Consider the following 21,828-nt stretch of genomic DNA (forward strand, 5'->3'; position numbering starts at 1 on the left):
GGACAATGGATCAATTCGCCAAAGAGACTCTACCAATCTCCCTAGAGGAGGAAATGCGCCGCTCGTATATCGAGTACGCGATGAGCGTGATTGTAGGGCGCGCGCTTCCCGATGTCCGCGATGGTCTGAAGCCGGTTCACCGGCGCGTGCTGTACGCCATGCACGAACTGAACAACGACTGGAACCGGGCGTACAAGAAATCGGCGCGTATCGTCGGCGATGTGATCGGTAAGTACCATCCGCACGGCGACTCGGCTGTATACGACACGATCGTCCGCATGGCGCAGGATTTTTCGCTGCGCTATATGCTCGTCGACGGACAAGGCAATTTCGGGTCGGTCGACGGCGACAACGCCGCGGCGATGCGTTACACCGAAATCCGCATGGCGAAGATCGGCCACGAATTGCTCGCCGACATCGACAAGGAAACGGTCGACTTCCAGCCGAACTACGACGGCAGCGAAAACGAGCCGACCATCCTGCCCGCGCGCATCCCGAACCTGCTGATCAACGGCTCGTCGGGCATTGCCGTCGGCATGGCGACCAACATTCCGCCGCACAATCTGAGCGAAATCGTCGACGCCTGCCATCATCTGCTGAAGAATCCGGAAGCGACGATCGACGAGCTGATCGAGATCGTGCCGGCGCCGGACTTCCCGACGGCGGGCATCATCTACGGCGTCGCCGGCGTGCGCGACGGCTACCGCACAGGGCGCGGGCGCGTCGTGATGCGCGCGGCCACGCACTTCGAAGAGATCGATCGCGGCCAGCGCATGGCGATCATCGTCGACGAGCTGCCGTATCAGGTGAACAAGCGTTCGCTGCTCGAGCGGATCGCCGAGCTCGTGAATGAGAAAAAGCTGGAAGGTATTTCGGACATCCGCGACGAATCCGACAAGAGCGGCATGCGCGTCGTGATCGAACTGAAGCGCGGCGAAGTGCCTGAGGTCATTCTTAATAATCTCTACAAGGCGACGCAGCTCCAGGACACGTTCGGCATGAACATGGTCGCGCTGGTCGACGGCCAGCCGAAGCTGCTGAACCTGAAGGAAATGCTCTCGCATTTCCTGTCGCACCGTCGCGAAGTATTGACGCGGCGCACTGTATACGAACTGCGCAAGGCGCGCGAACGCGGCCACGTGCTCGAAGGTCTCGCTGTCGCGCTGGCCAACATCGACGATTTCATCGCGATCATCAAGGCGGCGCCGACGCCGCCTGTCGCGAAGCAGGAGTTGATGGACCGTTCGTGGGATTCGTCGATCGTGCGCGAGATGCTGCAGCGTGCCGAGACGGACAACGCTACATCGGGCGGCCGCACCGCGTTCCGTCCGGAAGGTCTGAACCCGGCGTATGGCATGCAGGCCGACGGGCTCTACCGTCTGTCGGACACGCAGGCGCAGGAAATTCTGCAGATGCGTCTGCAACGCCTGACGGGCCTCGAGCAGGACAAGATCCTCAGCGAGTACCGCGACGTGATGGCTCAAATCGCCGACCTGCTGGATATCCTCGCGCGTCCGGAGCGCATAACTTCCATCATCTTCGACGAACTCACCTCGATCAAGGGCGAATTTGGCGACGAACGCCGCTCGCGCATCGAGTTGAACGCGACCGAACTGAACACGGAAGACCTCATCACGCCGCAGGACATGGTCGTGACGATGTCGCACTCCGGTTACGTGAAATCGCAGCCGTTGTCCGAATATCGCGCCCAGAAGCGCGGAGGTCGCGGCAAGCAGGCGACACAGATGAAGGAAGACGACTGGATCGACACGCTCTTCATCGCGAACACGCACGACCACATCCTGTGCTTCTCGAACCGCGGCCGTGTTTATTGGCTGAAGGTTTACGAAGTGCCGCAGGGCTCGCGCAATTCGCGCGGCCGGCCGATCGTCAACATGTTCCCGCTGCAGGAAGGCGAGAAGATCACTGTCGTGCTGCCCGTCAAGGAATTCTCGGCCGACAAGTTCATCTTCATGGCAACGGCGCTCGGCACGGTCAAGAAGACGCCGCTCGAAGCATTTAGCCGTCCGCTGAAGAAGGGCATCATCGCGGTCGGTCTGGATGACGGTGATTACCTGATCGGTGCGGCGATCACCGACGGCGAGCATGACGTGATGCTGTTCTCGGATTCGGGCAAGGCGGTCCGCTTCGACGAGAACGACGTTCGTCCGATGGGCCGTGAAGCGCGCGGCGTGCGCGGCATGCAGCTCGAAGACGGTCAGCAGGTGATTGCACTGCTGGTCGCGGGCGACGAACAGGAGTCGGTGCTGACGGCAACGGAAAACGGCTACGGCAAGCGCACCCCGATCACGGAGTACACGCGCCACGGCCGCGGCACGAAGGGCATGATCGCGATCCAGACGTCCGAGCGCAACGGCAAGGTGGTCGCTGCGACGCTGGTCGACTCGGACGCGCAGATCATGTTGATCACGAATACGGGCGTGCTGATCCGCACGCGTGTGTCGGAAATTCGAGAAATGGGCCGTGCTACGCAAGGTGTTACACTCATCAGCCTTGATGAAGGTACCAAGCTTTCCGGTCTGCAGCAGGTTGCTGAAGCGGAAGCAGACGTGGACGGTGACGCCGACGCGCCTGCGGACGAAGCGGGCGGTGACGAAAGCGAAGCGTCGTGATCCGCAGCGAAGCTTCTCAAGTAATGCGTAAAGCCACGCGGGCATGTTGAGCGCATCGGGCCGATGCGCCGCCTGCGCGGCGAAGCAGTTAGGTTAATTTCTCTTAGGGAGTAGTGATGCAAAAACGTTTCAAGCAGTTGATGGTTCTGGCCGCTTTCGTCCCGACCCTCGCGATGGCGCAAGCGCTGCAAACGCAGCAGCCGGCTCCGGCTGCCCCGGCTGCTGCTGCTGCCCCCGTCGACCCGGCGAAGCAGGCTGCCATCAAGAATCTGCTCGACGCGATCGACGCACAGAAGCTGGTCGGCGCAATCGGCAACAGCGCGCAGATGCAGGCAAAGCAGCTGGTCCCGGCCATCCTGTCGGACGCGCTGTCGGAAAACAAGACGATGACGGACAAGCAAAAGCAGGCTTCCGTCCCGTCGCTGCAGAAGAACGCCGTGCCGAAGCTGGTTGACTCGGCAGGCCAGGTCTTCGCAACGGACGCATTCAAGCAGGACGCGATGCAAGCTCAGTACGACGCCTACGCGAAGTACTACAGCACGCAGGAAATCAACGACCTGACCGCGTTCTACAAGAGCCCGACGGGCCGCAAGTTCATCCAGGTTCAAGACCAGGTTGGCCGCGACGTCGTGAACGGTCTGATGCAGAAGTACATGCCGCAATCGATCAAGGCAACGCGCGACCAGGCTGACAAGGAAGTCGCTTCCGTCAAGCCGGCGAAGTAAGCAGGTCGAACGAGGCTGAACGGCGCTTGAGGCGCCTGTCACAGGTGGCGTGAGAGGGGATGTGTGAATTCCCTTGAAACGCCGGGGTTTGGCGGGTTTCGAGCGTCAATGCGATAATGGCCGTTTGCGCTTGCGCGCAGACGGCCATTTTCTTTCAGGCGCGGTTTTCGGCTCTTTCCCATGCCGCGTGCCTGCTTCCCAGGGTTCTCACGATGCGCGTCTTCAATTTCTCCGCCGGTCCTGCGGCCATGCCCGAAGAAGTGCTGCGCCAGGCAGCCGACGAAATGCTCGATTGGCGCGGCAGCGGCATGAGCGTGATGGAAATGAGCCATCGCGGCAAGGAATTCATGGCGATTCACGAAGAGGCGCTGACCGATCTGCGCGAATTGCTGCAGGTGCCGGCGAGCCATCAGATTCTCTTTCTGCAAGGCGGCGGTCTCGGCGAGAACGCAATCGTGCCGATGAACCTGATGGGCCGCAAGGCGAGCGCGGACTTCGTCGTGACGGGTTCCTGGTCGCAGAAGTCGTTCAAGGAAGCGCAGAAATACGGCGCGGCGCACATTGCTGCCAGCGGCGAAACGGCCGAAGGCTTCACGCGCGCGCCGGCGCGCGCCGAGTGGAACCTGTCCGACGATCCCGCCTACGTGCACCTGTGCACGAACGAAACCATCCACGGCGTCGAGACCTTCGAGATTCCCGACCTCGGTGATATCCCGCTCGTCGCCGACGCGTCGTCGCACATCCTGTCGCGCCCGATGGATATCGCCAAATATGGTGTGCTGTTCGGCGGCGCGCAGAAAAACATCGGCATGGCGGGCGTGACCGTCGTGATCGTGCGCGAAGATCTGCTCGATCGTTCGATGACCGTATGTCCGTCTGCATTCGAATGGAAGACGGTCGCGCTGAACAATTCGATGTACAACACGCCGCCCACGTACGCGATCTACATCGCCGGGCTGGTGTTCAAGTGGTTGAAGAAGCAGGGCGGGTTGACGGCGATCGAGGCACGCAACGTCGAAAAGGCGAAGCTGCTGTACGACACCATCGATTCATCCAGTTTTTATCTGAACAAGGTGGAGCGCAACGCGCGGTCGCGGATGAACGTACCGTTCTTCCTCGCCGACGAGTCGCGCAACGAAGATTTCCTGGCCGGCGCGAAAGCGCGCGGGCTGGTGCAGCTGAAGGGCCACAAGTCCGTCGGCGGCATGCGGGCGTCGATTTACAACGCGGTGCCGCTCGAAGGCGTCAAAGCGCTTGTCGAGTACATGAGGGAATTCGAACAGCGCAGCGCGTGATCTTTCCGGTCGCAGCGCGCGCATCCTCTCCGAACTGGCCCTATACAGGACTCGAAGCGGTCCTTTAGAAGCATGGACGACGAACTCAACTCTCAACTCAAACCGCTGCGCGAACGCATCGACGCGATCGACGCGCAGCTCATCGCGCTGCTGAATCAGCGTGCGGCGGTCGCACTCGAAGTCGGCGAGGTCAAGAAGCACTTCAACGCGCCCGTGTTTCGTCCGGAGCGCGAGCAGCAGGTGATTGCGCGTCTGCAGGACATGAGCGCAGGGCCGCTCGCGGGAGAGCACATCAGCGCGATCTGGCGCGAAATCATGGCCGCGAGCCGCGCGCTCGAAAAGAACATCACGGCCGCCTACCTCGGGCCGGCCGGCACGTATAGCGAACAGGCGATGCACGAGTACTTCGGTCAGTCGATCGAAGGGTTGCCCTGTTCGTCGATCGACGAAGTGTTTCGCTCGGTCGAAGCGGGTGGCGCGGAATTCGGCGTCGTGCCCATCGAAAACTCGACGGAAGGCGCGGTGTCGCGCACGCTCGATCTGCTGCTGCAAACGCAACTGCTGATCGGTGGCGAACTCGCATTGCCGATCCATCACAATCTGCTGACGCTCAACGGCGGGCTGGCGGGCGTGACGCGCGTGTGTGCGCACGCGCAGGCACTCGCGCAGTGCCAGCGCTGGCTGGCCACGCACGCGCCGCATGTCGAGCGCCAGGCCGTGTCGAGCAACGCCGAAGCCGCGCGCATGGCCGCGGAAGATCCGACCATCGCGGCCATCGCCGGCGACCGGGCCGCGACGCAATACGGTCTGCAGGTCGCGTACGCGCTGATCCAGGACGACCCGCACAACCGCACGCGCTTCGTGATGATCGGCAAGCAGCCGACGGGCGCAAGCGGCTACGACAAGACGTCGCTGATCGTGTCCGTCGCGAACGAGCCGGGCGCGATGTTCAAGCTGCTCGAACCGCTCGCGCGCCACGGCGTGTCGATGACGCGCTTCGAGTCGCGTCCGGCGCGCGTCGGCACGTGGGAGTATTACTTCTACATCGACGTCGAAGGCCATCGCGACGACGCGGCGGTTTCAGCCGCGCTTGCCGATCTCGGCAGGAAAGCAGACTTCCTGAAGATTCTCGGCTCGTATCCGCGCGCCCGCTGATCCGTCCGACATCGCTTCGCAACCATTTCGCAACCAATAAGCAAGTCCAGGAATTATCCGGAGATACACATGACAACGTCTTTCGGTCCGTCCTACGTTCGCGCGATCGCGCCTTATGTGGCTGGCAAGCCGATTTCGGAAGTCGCGCGCGAATTTGGGCTGGACGAAGCGCGTATCGTGAAACTGGCGTCGAACGAAAATCCGCTCGGCATGCCGGAATCCGCGAAAACGGCGATGGCGCAGGCGGCAAGCGAACTCGGCCGCTATCCGGACGCGAACGCGTTCGAGTTGAAGGCCGCGCTTTCCGCGCAATACGACGTGCCCGCCGACTGGATCACGCTCGGCAACGGCAGCAACGACATTCTCGAACTGGCCGCGCATGCGTTCGTCGAGAAGAACCAGTCCGTCGTCTACGCGCAGTACTCGTTCGCCGTCTACGCGCTGGCGACGCAAGGTCTCGGCGCACGCGCGATCGTCGTGCCGGCCGTGCAGTACGGCCACGATCTGGACGCGATGCTCGCCGCGATCAGCGACGACACGCGCCTCGTGTTCGTCGCGAACCCGAACAATCCGACAGGCACGTTCATCGACGGCCCGACGATCGAAGCGTTCCTGTCGAAGGTGCCGCGTCACGTCGCCGTCGTGCTCGACGAGGCGTACACGGAATATCTGAGTGCCGACAAGCGCTATGACTCGATTGCGTGGGTGCGCCGCTATCCGAACCTGCTGGTGTCGCGCACGTTCTCGAAGGCGTTCGGTCTCGCGGGTCTGCGCGTCGGCTTCGCCATCGCGCAGCCGGAACTGACTGACCTGATGAACCGTCTGCGTCAGCCGTTCAATGTGAACACGCTCGCGCAAGCGGCCGCGATCGCCGCGCTGAACGACAAGCCGTTCCTGCAAAAGAGCGCTGAACTGAATGCGCAGGGCTATCAACGCCTGACGCAGGCGTTCGACAAGCTCGGTCTCGAATATGTGCCGTCGCACGGCAATTTCGTGCTGGTTCGCGTCGGTAATGATGACGGCGCGGGCAATCGCGTGAATCTCGAACTGCTGAAGCAGGGCGTGATCGTGCGGCCGGTGGGCAGCTATGGCTTGCCGCAGTGGCTGCGCGTGACGATCGGCCTGCCGGAGGAAAACGAGGCGTTCATCGCGGCGCTCGAAAAGACGCTGGCGACGGCCTGAGCGTTTCAATGCAATCCACGCGCCTCGAAAACCGCGAGGCGCGTTTTTTCTGTGACTGACGTGGCAGCGTTCTCTTTCGACAAACTGGTGATTTTCGGCGTCGGGCTGATCGGCGGATCGCTTGCGCGCGCGCTGCGCGAACGCGGCGACGTGGGCGGCGAGCGGCGCGTGATCGGCGTGGGGCGGTCGGCTGCCTCGACGCAGCGCGCGCTCGAACTGGGTGTGATCGACGCAAGCGCCTCGCTCACAGATGATGCTGCGCTAGGCGCTGCGCTGAAAGACGCCGACGTGGTGCTGCTTGCCGCGCCCGTCGCGCAGACGCAGCCTCTGCTGGAACGCATCGCGCCGTTTCTCGACCCGTCGACGATCGTCACCGACGCCGGCAGCACGAAGTCGGATGTCGTCGCTGCGGCACGCGCGGCGCTCGGCGAGCGCATCGGCCAGTTCGTGCCCGGTCATCCGATCGCGGGCCGCGAATCGAGCGGCGTCGATGCCGCGCTGCCCGACCTGTACGAGAACCGCAACGTCGTGCTGTGCGCGTTGCCGGAGAACGCACAGGCATCGGTCGACCGTATTGCCGCGATGTGGCGCGCCACGGGCGCCAGCGTGCACGCGATGCCGCCCGATCAGCACGACCGCGTGTTCGCGTCGGTCAGCCATTTGCCGCACGTGTTGTCGTTCGCTCTAGTTGAGCAAATTCTCAATTCATCCGATGCCGCACTGAAGTTCTCCTTCGCGGCAGGCGGCTTCCGCGACTTCACGCGCATCGCCGCGTCGAGCCCGGAAATGTGGCGCGACGTCTGCGTGGCGAACCGCGTGGCGCTACTCGACGAAATCGACGGCTATACGGCTGTGCTGGCGCGTCTTCGCAGCGCGATCGAAGCCGGCGACGGCGCGACGCTCGAGGCTGTGTTCGCCCGCTCGCGTGCCGCGCGCAGCGAATGGCAGGAGCGCGCCACGCTCACGCAGAAAGCGTCGCCCGAACGCTCGGCCACCGACGACGCGTCGAAATAACTGGACACTGGAATTCACATGGAACATCTCGATCTCGGACCCTTTTCCCGCGCGTCCGGCACCGTCCGTCTGCCCGGCTCGAAGAGCATCTCGAACCGCGTGCTGCTGCTCGCGGCTTTGTCCGAGGGTGAGACGACGATCACGAATCTGCTCGATTCCGACGACACGCGCGTGATGCTCGATGCGCTGGAAAAGCTCGGCGTGAAGGTCAAGCGCGACGGCGACACCTGTGTCGTGACGGGTACGCGCGGCGCGCTACCGGCGGCGCGCGCGGATCTGTTCCTCGGCAACGCGGGCACGGCAGTGCGGCCTTTGACGGCGGCTCTTGCGGTGAACGGCGGTGACTACCGGATTCATGGCGTGCCGCGCATGCACGAGCGTCCGATCGGCGATCTGGTCGACGGGCTGCGGCAGATCGGCGCGAAGATCGACTACGAAGAGAACGAAGGCTTTCCGCCGCTGCGCATCCGTCCCGGCCAGATTTCCGTCGATGCGCCCATCCGCGTGCGCGGTGACGTGTCGAGCCAGTTCCTGACGGCGCTGCTGATGACGCTGCCGCTCGTGAAGACGGAAAGCGGCGAGACGATCGTCGAAGTGGCGGGCGAGCTGATCTCGAAGCCGTATATCGAGATCACGATCGCGCTGATGGCGCGCTTCGGCATCAAGGTCGAACGGCTCGGCTGGGAGCGCTTCACGATTCCGAGCGGCGTGCGTTATCAGTCGCCGGGCAAGATCATGGTGGAAGGCGACGCGTCGTCAGCCTCGTATTTCCTCGCGGCGGGCGCGCTGGGCGGTGGACCGCTGCGCGTCGAAGGCGTGGGGCGCGCGAGCATCCAGGGCGACGTCGGTTTTGCGACGGCGCTGATAAAGATGGGCGCGAACGTCACGATGGGCGACGACTGGATCGAAGTGCGCGGCGTCGGCAACGACCACGGCAAGCTCGACCCGATCGACATGGACTTCAACCTGATCCCCGACGCGGCCATGACGATCGCCGTCGCCGCGCTGTTCGCCGACGGCACGACGACGCTGCGCAACATCGCGAGCTGGCGCGTGAAGGAAACCGACCGCATCGCCGCGATGGCGACCGAGCTGCGCAAAGTCGGCGCGAAGGTGCAGGAGGGCGAGGATTTCCTCGTCGTCACACCGCCTGAAAAGCTGACGCCGAACGCCGCAATCGACACTTACGACGACCACCGCATGGCGATGTGCTTCTCGCTGGTGAGCCTCGGCGGCGTGCCCGTGCGGATCAACGACCCGAAATGTGTCGGTAAGACGTTCCCCGATTACTTCGAGCGCTTCCTCGCGCTCGCTCAACCCTGACGGGCCCTGACAATATCCGCCGCCCGTTCCGACGGGCGACTTTCCCGATGAAACCGACCCGTCCCTTTCACCAGACGCCCGTCATCACGATCGACGGCCCGACCGCATCCGGCAAAGGCACCGTGGCCGCCGTGGTGGCCGCCGAACTCGGCTTCCACCTGCTCGATAGTGGCGCGCTGTACCGGCTCGCCGCGCTCGCCAGCGTCCGCTACAACATCGCCGCCGACGATGCCGACGCACTTGCAAACCTGATCGGCGAGCTCCATATCACCTTCCGCGAGGGCATTGCGCAGCTGGATGGCGTCGACGTATCGACCGACATCCGCGCCGAGGAAGTCGGTAACCGGGCCTCGGCGATCGCCGTTCACGCGCCCGTTCGAGCCGCGCTGGTGGCCCGTCAGCGGGCTTTTCGCAAGCAGCCGGGACTCGTCGCGGATGGCCGCGACATGGGCACGGTGATCTTCCCGGACGCCGTCCTGAAGGTGTTTTTGACGGCCAGCGTCGAGGCTCGCGCGGCTCGCCGGCATAAGCAATTGATCCAAAAAGGATTTTCTGCTAATATGGATGACTTGCTCCGGGATTTGCGTGAACGCGACGAGCGCGACAGCAAGCGCACGGCCGCGCCGCTCAAGCCCGCGGCGGATGCACAGCTCCTCGATACCTCGGCGTTGTCGATCGACCAGGCGGTCGAACAGGTGACCCAGTGGTACAAGGCGCTGGTTCCGCAAAGCTGAACGCGGAACTCGTATCGAAGTGTTTTTTGTTGTTGTGTAGGTGCCTCGTGAGCAACACGAAGCGATCGTTTAACCCTTAACCCCGTATGGCTTTCGCTCCTTTGCCGTAGTGATGAACCGTGGTGGTTCACCTGACGCTGCGAGAACCATGCAAATTCAGATTTTTATGTCCGACCTGCAAACCTCTACCCCGAATACCGAATCTTTTGCGGCTCTGTTCGAAGAGTCGCTGACCAAGCAGGACATGCGCGCTGGCGAAGTGATCTCCGCCGAAGTCGTGCGTGTCGACCACAACTTCGTGGTCGTCAACGCTGGTCTCAAGTCCGAAGCCTACATCCCGCTCGAAGAGTTCCTGAATGACGCGGGCGAGGTAGAAGTGCAGGCGGGCGACTTCGTTTCCGTCGCGATCGACGCGCTGGAAAACGGCTATGGCGACACCATCCTGTCGCGCGACAAGGCGAAGCGTCTGGCTTCGTGGCTGTCGCTGGAAAAGGCCCTCGACAACAACGAACTCGTGACGGGCACCATCACGGGCAAGGTCAAGGGCGGCATGACCGTCATGGTCAACGGCATTCGCGCATTCCTGCCGGGCTCGCTGGTCGACACGCGCCCTGTCAAGGACACGACGCCGTACGAAGGCAAGACGCTGGAATTCCGCGTCATCAAGCTGGACCGCAAGCGTAACAACGTGGTGCTGTCGCGCCGCGCTGTGATCGAAGCGACCCAAGGCGAAGAGCGCGCAAAGCTGCTCGAAACGCTGAAGGAAGGCGCGATCGTCGAAGGCGTGGTCAAGAACATCACCGACTACGGCGCGTTCGTGGACCTCGGCGGCATCGACGGCCTGCTGCACATCACCGACATCGCATGGCGTCGCGTGCGTCACCCGAGCGAAGTTCTGTCGGTTGGCCAGGAAGTCACGGCAAAGATCCTCAAGTTCGATCAAGAGAAGAACCGCGTTTCGCTCGGTATCAAGCAACTGGGCGACGATCCGTGGGAAGGCATCTCGCGCCGTTACCCGTCGGGCACGCGCCTGTTCGGCAAGGTCACGAACATCACCGACTACGGCGCGTTCGTTGAAGTCGAGTCGGGCATCGAAGGCCTCGTCCACGTGTCGGAAATGGACTGGACGAACAAGAACGTTGCGCCGTCGAAGGTTGTCCAGCTGGGCGACGAAGTCGAAGTCATGGTTCTGGAAATCGACGAAGACCGCCGCCGTATCAGCCTCGGCATGAAGCAGTGCAAGCCGAACCCGTGGGACGACTTCAGCCGCAACTTCAAGAAGGGCGACAAGATCCAGGGCGCAATCAAGTCGATCACCGACTTCGGCGTGTTCATCGGTCTGCCTGGCGGCATCGACGGTCTGGTTCACCTGTCGGACCTGTCGTGGTCGGAAACGGGCGAAGAAGCTGTTCGCAAGTACAAGAAGGGCGACGAAGTGGAAGCGATCGTTCTCGGCATCGACGTCGAGAAGGAGCGCATTTCGCTGGGTATCAAGCAGCTTGAAGGCGACCCGTTCAGCAACTTCGTTGCAATGAACGACAAGGGTTCGATCGTTGACGGCGTGGTCAAGACGGTTGACGCGAAGGGTGCAGTGGTTCAGCTGACGGCGGACGTCGAAGGCTACCTGCGCGCTTCGGAAATCGCACAAGACCGCGTGGAAGACGCTCGCAACGTGCTGAAGGAAGGCGACAAGGTCAATGCGATGATCATCAACATCGACCGCAAGTCGCGTGGCATCAACCTGTCGATCAAGGCCAAGGATTCGGCTGAGCAACAGGAAGCGATTCGCGGCCTGGCAGCTGACACCAGCTCGGCAGCCAGCGGCACGACGAACCTGGGCGCGCTGCTGAAGGCCAAGCTCGACGGCCAGAACCAGTAAGCCTTAAGGGGTCTGCTGCAGTATGACCAAATCAGAATTGGTCGCCCAGCTGGCTACGCGATTTCCGCAACTTGTCCTCAAGGATGCGGATTTCGCGGTGAAGACGATGCTCGATGCGATGTCGGACGCTCTAGCGAACGGCCATCGCATCGAAATTCGCGGCTTCGGCAGCTTTGGCCTGAACCGCCGTCCATCCCGCGTCGGGCGCAACCCGAAGTCGGGCGAAAAAGTGTTGGTGCCTGAGAAGTACGTGCCGCACTTCAAGCCTGGCAAGGAGTTGCGTGAGCGCGTCGATCGTCGTGCGGGCGAGCCTTTGAAAGCCGAGTCCGCGGACGACGATCTTTAAGCTGGCTCTGTGTAGTATTCGCAGTTCAGGTTGAAGCTCGCCGTGGCTACGTCAGTCAGACGGCATTGACCAGAAAAAGCGCCTTTGGGCGCTTTTTTTTCGTCCGTCGCCGACGCCCCTTGTCGTCATTGAGCGTACGAGGACATGGTTGACACATCGCTTACCGCGTTCATAACGGCCTTGTGCGTTCCATCAGCCAACGAGAGGCAGCCAGCCGTCGATTGCGCACTATTTTTCAAGCCCATAAACGACAGTAAGGCATCGCGATCGGCACGGCTGTGCCAGTCGACATAGGCTTCATTTACAATACGGGTCACTTCGGCGCGGGCGAACACCGTGGCGCGACGCGTCATCAAGCCGGCGTCATCCCGCAACCGCCGTCAAGAGATCAATACATGAAATTTATCGTCTGGCTGATTCGCGTGCTGGTGTTCGTGCTGCTGCTGGTGCTTGCACTGTCCAATACGCAAAGCGCTACGCTGAATTTCCTCGCCGGGTATTCGTGGCAGGCGCCGTTGATTCTGATCGGCCTCGCGTTCTTCGTCGTGGGCTTGCTGGCCGGCCTCGTGTCGTCGCTGCCGGCAATATTCCGGTTGCGGATGGAAAACGGCAGGCTCAAGCGCGAACTGCGCGTGGCGCGCGAAACGCCCGCTGTCGTCGAAGAGCCGCCTATGCCGCCGCTCATCTAGCCTTTTCACGCCGCGCGCCACACGCGCGGCCTCTTTCGCACTCCGCACATTCGCATGGATCTAGATCTCTGGTGGCTGCTCGTCATACCCGTCGCGTTCGCGTTCGGCTGGGTGGCCGCGCGTTACGACCTCAAGGCGCTGCTGTCCGAAAGCGCCAATCTGCCGCGTTCTTATTTTCGCGGACTAAACTTTCTGTTGAACGAGCAGCCGGACCAGGCCATCGACGCCTTCATCGAAGTCGTCAAGCTCGATCCGGAAACGATTGAACTGCACTTCGCCCTCGGCAACCTGTTCCGCCGCCGCGGTGAGACGGATCGCGCGATACGCGTGCATCAGAACCTGCTCAGCCGCGCGGACCTGCCCGCCAACGAGCGCGATCATGCGTTGTACGAACTCGGCCAGGACTTCCTGAAAGCGGGCTTGCTGGACCGCGCGGAGGAGACGTTCAAGGCGCTGCAATCGGGCGACTACGCGCTCGGCGCACAGCGCTCGCTGCTCACGATCTATCAGATCGAGAAGGACTGGAACAAGTCGATCGATACCGCGCGCCGGCTCGAAACGATGGGCGCTGCGTCGCTCGATAAGGAAATCGGCCACTTTCATTGCGAGCTTGCGCAGGAAGCGCTGCAGCAGAAGAACCCGGACGAAGCCCGCCGTCAGCTGGATCTCGCATTGAAGGCGTACCCGCAGAACGTGCGCGCGACGATCCTGTTCGGCGACGTCGATGCGGCGGCCGGCGAGCACGAAAAGGCGATCGCGCAGTGGCTGCACGTGGAGCAACAGAATGCAGCGTATCTGCCGCTCGTCGCTGAAAAGCTGATGAAGGCCTACGAGGCGCTTGGCCGTCAGGAAGACGGCGCCGATCTGCTGACGTCGTGGGTGGACCGTTATCCGTCGAACGATCTGCTCGACGTCGCGTATCAGCATGTGTCGGCGCTGCGCGGACCCGAAGCGGCGCACGCGCTTGCGCGCACACAGATGCAGAAGTCGCCGAATCTCGCCGGCATGACGCGCCTGCTCGAAGCACAGCAGGCAGTGGCCGAGGAACCGCGCCGCAGCGAACTGGAGCTGATGCGCACGCTGATCCGTCAGCGCACCAAAAATCTGCCACGGTACACATGCCAGAATTGCGGCTTCCGCGCGCGGCTGTTCTATTGGCAGTGTCCGGGCTGCAGCGGTTGGGAAAGCTATGCGCCACGCCGCGTCGAGCCGATCACGGCATCGAGCTGACGTCTGGCGCGCGCATGATCGCAGGCAGCGAAGCCGTCGCACAGCATTGAAGCGTCGAACATTGAACCGGCACCATCTACCGGGAAGCGTATGAAAATCACCATTATTGGCACGGGTTACGTAGGGCTCGTCACGGGCGCATGTCTTGCCGAAGTCGGCAACGACGTTTTCTGTCTGGACGTCGATCCGCGCAAGATCGACATTCTCAACAACGGCGGCATGCCGATCCATGAGCCGGGCCTGCGGGAGATCATCGCGCGTTCGCGCGCGGCGGGACGCATCACGTTTTCGACGGATGTCGCGGCGAGCGTCGCGCACGGCGAAATCCAGTTCATCGCCGTCGGCACGCCGCCGGACGAAGACGGCTCGGCCGACCTGCAATACGTGCTCGAAGCGGCCCGCAACATCGGCCGCACGATGAACGGCTTCAAGGTGATCGTCGACAAGTCGACGGTGCCCGTCGGCACTGCGCAGCGCGTGCGCGCCGTGATCGCGGAGGAGCTGGAGAAGCGCGGTCTCGCCGACAGCGCGCAGCATCGGTTCTCGATCGTGTCGAATCCCGAGTTCCTGAAGGAAGGCGCAGCCGTCGACGACTTCATGCGTCCCGATCGCATTGTCGTGGGCGTCGACAATGACGAAGACGGCGACAAGGCGCGCGAGAAGATCCGCCGCTTGTACGCGCCGTTCAACCGGAATCACGAACGCACGTTGTACATGGACGTGCGCTCGGCCGAGTTCACGAAATACGCGGCCAACGCGATGCTTGCCACGCGCATCTCGTTCATGAACGAGATGGCGAATCTGGCCGACACCGTCGGCGCGGACATCGAAGCGGTGCGCCGTGGCATCGGCTCGGACCCGCGCATCGGCTATCACTTCCTGTATGCGGGCGTCGGTTATGGCGGTTCGTGCTTCCCGAAGGACGTGCAGGCGCTGATCCGTACGGGCAGTGAAATGGGCCACAGCCTGCGCATTCTCGAAGCCGTCGAAGAGGTGAACCACGAGCAGAAGGAAGTGCTCGTCCGCAAGATCACGGGCACGCTCGGCGAAGATCTGAGCGGCCGCACGTTCGCCGTGTGGGGCCTGTCGTTCAAGCCGAATACCGACGACATGCGCGAGGCGCCGAGCCGCCGCGTGATCGCGCAACTGCTCGCGCGCGGCGCGACGGTGCGCGCGTACGATCCCGTCGCGACATCGGAGGCAAAGCGTGTCTTCGCGCTCGATCTGGCCAGTACGCCCGACCAGCAGGCGCGCCTGCACTTCGCGAGCACGCAGGACGAAACGCTTTCGGGCGCGGATGCGCTCGTCATCGTGACCGAATGGAAGGAATTCAAGAGCCCGGACTTCACGCATCTGAAGTCCGAGCTCAAGACGCCGTTGATCTTCGACGGCCGCAATCTGTATGAACCCGAGGCGATGTCCGAGCTTGGCATCGACTATCACTCGATTGGACGTCCGTATGCACGACCCGCTGAACATTCATCCGACGCCGACCGTACCTGAAGGCGCGACGCTCGCGCCCGAAGTGGGCGTCATCGCGCGCGAGCGGCTGGCGGCGGCCCGCGTGCTGGTCGTCGGCGACGTGATGCTGGACCGTTACTGGTTCGGCGACGTCAACCGCATTTCACCGGAAGCGCCCGTGCCCGTGGTGCTGGTGCAAAAGCAGGAAGACCGGCTGGGTGGCGCGGCGAACGTCGCGCGCAACGCGGCGGCGCTGGGCGCACAGGCGGGTCTGCTGTGCGTGGTCGGCCACGACGAGCCGGGCGAGCGCGTCGTGCAACTGCTCGACGATAGCGGCGTCGCGCCGTATCTCGAGCGCGACCCGGAACTGCCGACGACGATCAAGCTGCGCGTGTTGTCGCGTCAGCAGCAGTTGTTGCGCGTCGACTTCGAAAAGGCGCCCGCGCACGAGGCGCTGCTTGCGGGCCTCGCTCGCTACGACGCATTGTTGCCGACCCACGACGTGATCCTGATGTCGGACTATGCGAAGGGCGGCCTCACGCACGTCACGCAGATGATCGCTAAGGCGCGCGCGGCGGGCAAGCCGGTGCTGGTCGATCCGAAGGGCGACGACTGGGAGCGCTATCGCGGTGCGACCCTGATCACGCCGAACCGCGCGGAATTGCGCGAAGTGGTGGGCCAGTGGAAGTCCGAAGCGGATTTGCACGCGCGCGTGGCGAAGCTGCGCGCCGAGCTCGACCTGAAAGCGCTGCTCCTCACGCGCTCGGAAGAGGGCATGACGCTCTTCTCCGACGAAGGCGTCTTGCACGCGGCGGCTGTCGCTCGCGAAGTGTATGATGTGTCCGGCGCAGGCGACACCGTGATCGCGACGCTCGCCGTGATGCTCGGCGCGGGCCTGCCGCTCGACGAAGCCGTGTCCCTCGCGAATCGCGCAGCAGGAATCGTGGTCGCCAAGCTCGGTACGGCCACCGTCGACTACGACGAACTCTTTCATCATTGATGCCGCGCGCGCCAGCGTGATCGCGCGGCGCGCGGTTCATCTCCGCATCCGTTGACTCTCATCACAGCAGGACGATCATGACACTCATCGTCACCGGCGCGGCTGGTTTTATCGGCAGCAATATCGTCAAGGCGCTCAACGAGCGCGGCGAAGACCGCATCATCGCCGTCGACAATCTGACTCGCGCCGACAAGTTCAAGAATCTCGTCGATTGCGAGATCGACGACTATCTCGACAAGACCGAATTCGTCGAACGCTTCGCGCGCGGCGACTTCGGCAAGGTGCGCGCGATTTTCCACGAAGGCGCCTGTTCGGACACGATGGAAACCGACGGCCGCTACATGATGGACAACAACTTCCGCTATAGCCGCGCGGTGCTCGATGCGTGTCTCGCGCAAGGCGTGCAGTTTCTGTATGCGTCGTCGGCGGCGACGTACGGCGGCTCGACGCGCTTCGTCGAAGAGCGCGAGGTCGAAGCGCCGCTCAACGTGTACGGCTACTCGAAGTTCCTGTTCGACCAGGTGATCCGCCGCGTGCTGCCCAGCGCGAAGAGCCAGATCGCCGGCTTTCGCTACTTCAACGTGTACGGGCAGCGTGAGGCACACAAGGGGCGCATGGCGTCCGTCGCGTTCCACAACTTCAACCAGTTCCGCGCCGAAGGCAAGGTGAAGCTGTTCGGCGAGTACAACGGCTACGCCGCGGGCGAGCAGACGCGTGATTTCGTCTCCGTCGAAGACGTGGCGAAGGTCAACCTGTATTTCTTCGATCACCCGGAAAAGTCGGGCATTTTCAATCTGGGCAGCGGACGCGCGCAGCCGTTCAACGATATCGCATCGACGGTCGTCAACACGCTGCGTGTGCTCGACGGCGAAGTCGCGTTGTCGCTGGCCGAGCTGGTGCAGCGCGGGCTGATCGAATACGTCCCGTTCCCCGATGCACTGCGCGGCAAGTATCAGTGCTTCACGCAGGCTGACCAGACGAAGCTGCGCGCAGCGGGCTACGACGCGCCGTTCCTGACGGTGCAGGAAGGCGTCGACCGCTACGTGCGTTGGCTATTCGGCCAGGTGTAAATCGTTCGTACACCTCTCTACACTGGAGTCTCCCGGTCGGTGATCGTCACCGGTCGGTGTTTCAGGGAGATTCCACATGTTCAAAAAAATCCTCGTCACGGCGGCCATGCTCGCCGCTTTCGGCCAGGCGTTCGCCTCGGTCGACGTCAACTCCGCTAACGAATCGGCGCTGCGCGGCATCAAGGGCATCGGTCCCGCCAAGGCGAAGGCCATTCTCGACGAACGCGCGGCGCATGGTCCGTTCAAGGACGCGGCGGATCTCAGCAAGCGGGTCAAGGGTCTGGGCGGCCATACCGTCGAGCGTCTGCAGGCCGAGGGCCTCGCGGTCGGCACGTCGGGCGCTGGCGCGACGGCTGTCGCTGCTGCTGGCGCACAGGCTGCGGCGCCGCACACGAAGGCCGCGCCCGCTGCGAAGAACGACACGGCCGTGGTGGTCAAGAAGTAGCCCTTTGATCTGAACGTATGAAGCGGGCGCCTGACGCGTATCACCTCACGCGCGGCGGGCGTTCGTCTCGACCTTCGACGATTTCTTCGCGGGAGTTGTCACAAACCTCCCTTCAGCCGTCATTCAGATGACTGGCTCCCCGCGGCAGATCCAGCCTGCCGCGGTTTTTTGCGCTTCTTCAGGCACGCTGCACGACGGAAAACGGGCGTCGACGCATCCATGCGCGCATCAGGGGCTGCCGGCAGTGGTGCGCCTGGTAGTTTAGAATCGCTGGATTCAAGACTTCGCGCACCGTCACAGCACGCACCGATATGGCTTACAAAACGATTGAAGACACGATCGGCAATACGCCCCTCATTCAGCTCGTCCGCCTCGTGGACGACGACATCCGCAGCCGCAACAACGTCGTGCTCGGCAAGCTGGAGGGCAACAATCCGGCCGGTTCGGTGAAGGACCGCCCGGCGCTTTCGATGATCAAGAAAGCGGAACAGCGTGGACGCATCAAACCGGGCGACACGCTGATCGAAGCGACGAGCGGCAACACGGGCATCGCGCTCGCGATGGCGGCGGCGATCAAGGGTTACAAGATGATCCTGATCATGCCCGAGGACCTGTCGCTGGAGCGCCGTCAGAGCATGGCCGCATATGGCGCGCAGATCCTGCTGACGCCCGTCACGGGCGGCATGGAGTACGCACGTGACCTCGCCGAGCAGATGCAGCGCGAAGGCAAGGGCATCATCCTTGATCAGTTTGCCAATCCGGACAATCCGCTCGCGCATTACGAAGCGACCGGCCCCGAAATCTGGCGCGACACGGAAGGCGGCATCACGCACTTCGTGTCGGCGATGGGCACGACGGGCACGATCATGGGCGTGTCGCAGTATCTGAAGGAACAGAATCCCGGCATCGAGATCATCGGCGCGCAGCCGGAAGAGGGCTCGCGCATTCCGGGCATCCGCAAATGGCCGGAAGCGTATCTGCCGAAGATTTTCGACCGTAGCCGCGTCGATCGCGTCGAGAACGTGAGCCAGGCGGCGTCGGAAGCGATGGCGCGCCGGATGGCCGCCGTCGAGGGCGTGTTCTGCGGCATTTCGTCGGCGGGCGCGTGCGAAGTGGCACTGCGCATCGCGCGCCAAGTCGAGAACGCGACCATCGTGTTCATCGTCTGCGATCGCGGCGACCGTTATCTGTCGACGGGTGTGTTCCCCGCCTGATGCGACCCGCCGCGCGCGGCGACGTCAGCAAAAGCAAAACGCCGGCGGAAGCCGGCGTTTTTGCATGGATTGAAAATGCGCGCGGCTATTGCGACGCGGCGGGCGTCGACGCATTGCCCGCTTCCGTCGCGGCCATCTGCGCTTTCACACGCTCGCCGAGCTGGTACACGGCCAGCGCATAGAAAAAGCTGCGGTTGTAGCGCGTCAGCACGTAGAAGTTCTTCAGGCCCAGCGTGTACTCCGTGGCACGTCCCGGCGACGGCAGATCGACCACGGTCACGGGCGTGCCCGCTTCCGCCGTCGTATCGAGCCCAGGCTGGTTCATCAGCATGCCCGCCTTCAGCAGTTGCTGCAGCGACCAGCGCGGCTCCGGCGCGCCCGTCGCGGCTGCTTGCGCGATGCCGAGGCTGCCGGTGTCGGTGGCGATATTCCACACGACGGGGCGCCCCGTCTCCCAACCGTTCTTGTTCAGATAGTTCGCGACGCTGCCGATCGCATCGGCCTGGCTCGTGCGCAGATCGATCCGCTTGTTGCCGTCGTAATCGACTGCGTACTGCACGATGCTGCTCGGCAAAAACTGCGGAATGCCGATTGCACCCGTGTACGAGCCGAGCACGGTGGTCGGATCGATTTGGGAATCGCGCGTCCACACCAGGTAGTCTTCGAGATTCTTGCGGAACGTGATCATCCGGTCTGCGCGATTCGGCGTGTTCGGATAGTCGAACGAGAGCGTGGTCAGCGCGTCGAGCACGCGGAAGTTACCCATGTAGCGCCCATAGATCGTCTCGACGCCGATGATGCCGACGATCACTTCGGGCGGCACGCCATATTGCTCATACGCGCGTTGCAGCGTCGCCTGGTTCGCGCGCCAGAACTTCACGCCCGCGTTGATGCGCACCGGGTCGAGAAAGCGCCCCTGATAGACGCGCCAGTTCTTGACCGACGGCGTCGGCGAAGGCGTTACGAGCTTCACGGCCGTCGCCGAGTAGCTGACGCGCGCGAACAGCGCGTGCAGCGCAGCCGGATCGAAGTCGTAGCGCGCGGCCATGTCGTTGATGAACGAATCGACATCCGCGTTGTTCGCATAGCGCTGCGGCACGATCTCTTCTTCGAACGTCTGTCCTTGCGCCGGTTGCTCGGGCTGCCCCTGCGCGAGCTGCATGCGCGGTTTGCTGACGGTCTGCGCCGAAGCCGGGCCGACTCCCGCGAACGCGCACCATGCGATGGACAGTGCGGCGGCTACAGTCGTTGCGCGTAGCCGATAGTGTGCGGACGGAGCAAGCTTGACGGTCATGGTGAACTGGATGTTGGCGGGCAAAAAAAAGTTACGGGGCAGTATACCCGACGGGGTTCGCGAAACTGTGCAGAAGCGTTGCGGCATCACGGTCCCGGGGCATCGTGTGGTAACTTCGTAGTATTCGCGCAACCTGCTTGCGTCAATGGACGGAGACATGCAGCGTGCTGTCGCACTTCGCGAGACGCGCTGCCCGAAATCAACACATGGCAACCGGTTTCTTTTCACACGCAGACTGTCTGCAACATGAGATGGGTCAATGGCATCCCGAATGCCCGGCCCGCCTGCAGGCGATCGAAGACCAGCTGATCGCAAGCCGCATCGGCGAGCTGATCGAGCGCGAGTCCGCGCCGCTTGCCGACGAAGCCGCGCTGTTGCGCGTGCATACGAAGGCGCACGTCGACTACATCCGTGAGCGTGCGCCGAGCGAGGGCTACGCGGAGATCGATCCCGACACGTCGATGAACCCGCATACGTGGAACGCCGCATTGCGCGCGGCGGGCGCGGCTGTCGCGGCGACGGATGCCGTGATCGAAGGCCGTTACGACAATGCGTTTTGCAGCGTGCGGCCGCCTGGCCATCACGCGGAGCCGGCGCGAGCGATGGGCTTCTGCTTCTTCAATAACGTCGCGATTGCCGCGCGGCACGCGCTCGAAGTACACGGGCTCGAACGCGTCGCGATCATCGATTTCGACGTGCATCACGGCAACGGCACCGAGGCCGCGTTTTCGAACGACTCTCGCGTGCTGATGTGCAGCATCTTCCAGCATCCGTTTTATCCGTTCACGGGTGCCGACAATCAGGCGCCGAACATGTGCAATGTGCCGATCGCCGCGCGCTCGAAGGGCATGGTGGTGCGCGAGGCCGTCGACATGATCTGGCTGCCGCGTCTCGAAGCATTCAAGCCGCAGATGCTGTTCGTGTCGGCGGGTTTCGATGCGCATCGCGAGGACGATCTCGGCAATATGGCGCTCGTCGAGGACGACTATGCGTGGATCACCGAGCAGATTCGCCAGGTTGCGGCGAAGTACGCGAAAGGGCGCATCGTCAGCTGTCTGGAAGGCGGCTACAACCTGTCGGCGCTCGGGCGCAGCGTCGTCGCGCACGTGCGGGCGCTCGCCGATATCTGAAGGCAGGCG

Annotated in this window: 20 protein-coding genes; 18 read left to right on the forward strand and 2 right to left on the reverse strand. The window is 63.0% G+C overall.

Annotation, left to right across the window (positions count from 1 at the left end; translation table 11 throughout):
- Positions 1–5 precede the first annotated feature (5 nt).
- From gyrA to PPGU16_RS04155, 10 genes are all read left to right on the forward strand, one after another.
- Positions 6–2,633, forward strand: coding sequence for a DNA gyrase subunit A (gene gyrA / locus PPGU16_RS04110; protein WP_180721822.1), 2,628 nt, complete (start codon positions 6–8; stop codon positions 2,631–2,633).
- 116 nt (positions 2,634–2,749) lie between these two features.
- Complete coding sequence (locus PPGU16_RS04115; RefSeq protein WP_180721823.1) at positions 2,750–3,358, forward strand: DUF2059 domain-containing protein; 609 nt, start codon at positions 2,750–2,752, stop codon at positions 3,356–3,358.
- A gap of 212 nt (positions 3,359–3,570) precedes the next feature.
- Positions 3,571–4,653, forward strand: a complete 1,083-nt coding sequence (gene serC, locus PPGU16_RS04120; protein WP_180721824.1) for a 3-phosphoserine/phosphohydroxythreonine transaminase — start codon at positions 3,571–3,573, stop codon at positions 4,651–4,653.
- A 72-nt stretch (positions 4,654–4,725) separates the two neighbouring features.
- Positions 4,726–5,808, forward strand: a complete 1,083-nt coding sequence (pheA, locus tag PPGU16_RS04125; RefSeq protein ID WP_180721825.1) for a prephenate dehydratase — start codon at positions 4,726–4,728, stop codon at positions 5,806–5,808.
- A gap of 69 nt (positions 5,809–5,877) precedes the next feature.
- Complete coding sequence (gene hisC / locus PPGU16_RS04130; RefSeq protein ID WP_180721826.1) at positions 5,878–6,990, forward strand: histidinol-phosphate transaminase; 1,113 nt, start codon at positions 5,878–5,880, stop codon at positions 6,988–6,990.
- 51 nt (positions 6,991–7,041) lie between these two features.
- Positions 7,042–8,004, forward strand: a complete 963-nt coding sequence (locus tag PPGU16_RS04135; protein ID WP_180721827.1) for a prephenate dehydrogenase — start codon at positions 7,042–7,044, stop codon at positions 8,002–8,004.
- 18 nt (positions 8,005–8,022) lie between these two features.
- Positions 8,023–9,327 (forward strand): 3-phosphoshikimate 1-carboxyvinyltransferase, encoded by a 1,305-nt coding sequence (aroA, locus tag PPGU16_RS04140; protein WP_180721828.1) that lies wholly within the window; start codon positions 8,023–8,025, stop codon positions 9,325–9,327.
- A gap of 47 nt (positions 9,328–9,374) precedes the next feature.
- Complete coding sequence (gene cmk, locus PPGU16_RS04145; RefSeq protein WP_180721829.1) at positions 9,375–10,061, forward strand: (d)CMP kinase; 687 nt, start codon at positions 9,375–9,377, stop codon at positions 10,059–10,061.
- Positions 10,062–10,209: 148 nt separating this feature from the next.
- Entirely contained in the window at positions 10,210–11,940 is a 1,731-nt protein-coding gene (gene rpsA / locus PPGU16_RS04150; RefSeq protein ID WP_054934080.1) for a 30S ribosomal protein S1, read from the forward strand.
- Positions 11,941–11,962: 22 nt separating this feature from the next.
- A complete protein-coding gene (locus tag PPGU16_RS04155; protein ID WP_007576447.1) occupies positions 11,963–12,286 on the forward strand; it encodes an integration host factor subunit beta in 324 nt (107 codons plus the stop codon).
- A 125-nt stretch (positions 12,287–12,411) separates the two neighbouring features.
- Here the strand turns inward: PPGU16_RS04155 and PPGU16_RS04160 are convergent, their stop codons facing one another.
- Entirely contained in the window at positions 12,412–12,642 is a 231-nt protein-coding gene (locus PPGU16_RS04160) for a hypothetical protein (RefSeq protein ID WP_180721830.1), read from the reverse strand.
- Positions 12,643–12,681: 39 nt separating this feature from the next.
- Between PPGU16_RS04160 and PPGU16_RS04165 the strand changes: the two genes are divergently transcribed.
- The 7 genes from PPGU16_RS04165 (at position 12,682) to cysM (ending at position 19,395) form a co-directional block, all read left to right on the forward strand.
- A complete protein-coding gene (locus PPGU16_RS04165; RefSeq protein WP_180721831.1) occupies positions 12,682–12,975 on the forward strand; it encodes a LapA family protein in 294 nt (97 codons plus the stop codon).
- Positions 12,976–13,029: 54 nt separating this feature from the next.
- Complete coding sequence (lapB, locus tag PPGU16_RS04170) at positions 13,030–14,205, forward strand: lipopolysaccharide assembly protein LapB (RefSeq protein ID WP_180721832.1); 1,176 nt, start codon at positions 13,030–13,032, stop codon at positions 14,203–14,205.
- A 90-nt stretch (positions 14,206–14,295) separates the two neighbouring features.
- Positions 14,296–15,708 carry a UDP-glucose dehydrogenase family protein gene (locus PPGU16_RS04175; protein WP_180721833.1) on the forward strand — a complete coding sequence of 471 codons (1,413 nt, stop codon included), beginning with the start codon at positions 14,296–14,298 and terminating at the stop codon, positions 15,706–15,708.
- Positions 15,665–16,666: a D-glycero-beta-D-manno-heptose-7-phosphate kinase gene (rfaE1, locus tag PPGU16_RS04180; protein ID WP_243460570.1), complete on the forward strand. Its 1,002-nt coding sequence runs from the start codon at positions 15,665–15,667 to the stop codon at positions 16,664–16,666. The genes PPGU16_RS04175 and rfaE1 overlap by 44 nt, the downstream gene beginning before the upstream one ends.
- 77 nt (positions 16,667–16,743) lie before the next feature.
- Positions 16,744–17,736, forward strand: a complete 993-nt coding sequence (rfaD, locus tag PPGU16_RS04185; RefSeq protein WP_180721834.1) for an ADP-glyceromanno-heptose 6-epimerase — start codon at positions 16,744–16,746, stop codon at positions 17,734–17,736.
- A gap of 76 nt (positions 17,737–17,812) precedes the next feature.
- Entirely contained in the window at positions 17,813–18,181 is a 369-nt protein-coding gene (locus PPGU16_RS04190; protein WP_007576458.1) for a ComEA family DNA-binding protein, read from the forward strand.
- A gap of 311 nt (positions 18,182–18,492) precedes the next feature.
- Entirely contained in the window at positions 18,493–19,395 is a 903-nt protein-coding gene (gene cysM / locus PPGU16_RS04195) for a cysteine synthase CysM (protein ID WP_180721835.1), read from the forward strand.
- Positions 19,396–19,480: 85 nt separating this feature from the next.
- On the opposite strand, the gene mltB is transcribed toward cysM, so the two are convergent.
- Positions 19,481–20,689, reverse strand: coding sequence for a lytic murein transglycosylase B (gene mltB, locus PPGU16_RS04200; protein ID WP_180721836.1), 1,209 nt, complete (start codon positions 20,687–20,689; stop codon positions 19,481–19,483).
- A 206-nt stretch (positions 20,690–20,895) separates the two neighbouring features.
- On the opposite strand from mltB, the gene PPGU16_RS04205 reads away from it, so the two are divergent.
- Entirely contained in the window at positions 20,896–21,819 is a 924-nt protein-coding gene (locus PPGU16_RS04205) for a histone deacetylase family protein (protein ID WP_180721837.1), read from the forward strand.
- Positions 21,820–21,828: the final 9 nt, after the last annotated feature.

Source organism: Paraburkholderia largidicola (assembly GCF_013426895.1).
Lineage (GTDB): Bacteria > Pseudomonadota > Gammaproteobacteria > Burkholderiales > Burkholderiaceae > Paraburkholderia > Paraburkholderia largidicola.

Bases quoted from the DNA above. Each gene is read 5' to 3' on its own strand.
- PPGU16_RS04175 (WP_180721833.1), top strand. From the start codon at position 14,296: ATGAAAATCACCATTATTGGCACGGGTTACGTAGGGCTCGTCACGGGC.
- rpsA (WP_054934080.1), top strand. From the start codon at position 10,210: ATGCAAATTCAGATTTTTATGTCCGACCTGCAAACCTCTACCCCGAAT.
- hisC (WP_180721826.1), top strand. From the start codon at position 5,878: ATGACAACGTCTTTCGGTCCGTCCTACGTTCGCGCGATCGCGCCTTAT.
- PPGU16_RS04115 (WP_180721823.1), top strand. From the start codon at position 2,750: ATGCAAAAACGTTTCAAGCAGTTGATGGTTCTGGCCGCTTTCGTCCCG.
- lapB (WP_180721832.1), top strand. From the start codon at position 13,030: ATGGATCTAGATCTCTGGTGGCTGCTCGTCATACCCGTCGCGTTCGCG.
- cysM (WP_180721835.1), top strand. From the start codon at position 18,493: ATGGCTTACAAAACGATTGAAGACACGATCGGCAATACGCCCCTCATT.
- PPGU16_RS04205 (WP_180721837.1), top strand. From the start codon at position 20,896: ATGGCAACCGGTTTCTTTTCACACGCAGACTGTCTGCAACATGAGATG.
- PPGU16_RS04165 (WP_180721831.1), top strand. From the start codon at position 12,682: ATGAAATTTATCGTCTGGCTGATTCGCGTGCTGGTGTTCGTGCTGCTG.
- cmk (WP_180721829.1), top strand. From the start codon at position 9,375: ATGAAACCGACCCGTCCCTTTCACCAGACGCCCGTCATCACGATCGAC.
- mltB (WP_180721836.1), bottom strand. From the start codon at position 20,689: ATGACCGTCAAGCTTGCTCCGTCCGCACACTATCGGCTACGCGCAACG.
- serC (WP_180721824.1), top strand. From the start codon at position 3,571: ATGCGCGTCTTCAATTTCTCCGCCGGTCCTGCGGCCATGCCCGAAGAA.
- gyrA (WP_180721822.1), top strand. From the start codon at position 6: ATGGATCAATTCGCCAAAGAGACTCTACCAATCTCCCTAGAGGAGGAA.
- rfaD (WP_180721834.1), top strand. From the start codon at position 16,744: ATGACACTCATCGTCACCGGCGCGGCTGGTTTTATCGGCAGCAATATC.
- rfaE1 (WP_243460570.1), top strand. From the start codon at position 15,665: ATGCACGACCCGCTGAACATTCATCCGACGCCGACCGTACCTGAAGGC.
- aroA (WP_180721828.1), top strand. From the start codon at position 8,023: ATGGAACATCTCGATCTCGGACCCTTTTCCCGCGCGTCCGGCACCGTC.
- PPGU16_RS04190 (WP_007576458.1), top strand. From the start codon at position 17,813: ATGTTCAAAAAAATCCTCGTCACGGCGGCCATGCTCGCCGCTTTCGGC.
- pheA (WP_180721825.1), top strand. From the start codon at position 4,726: ATGGACGACGAACTCAACTCTCAACTCAAACCGCTGCGCGAACGCATC.
- PPGU16_RS04155 (WP_007576447.1), top strand. From the start codon at position 11,963: ATGACCAAATCAGAATTGGTCGCCCAGCTGGCTACGCGATTTCCGCAA.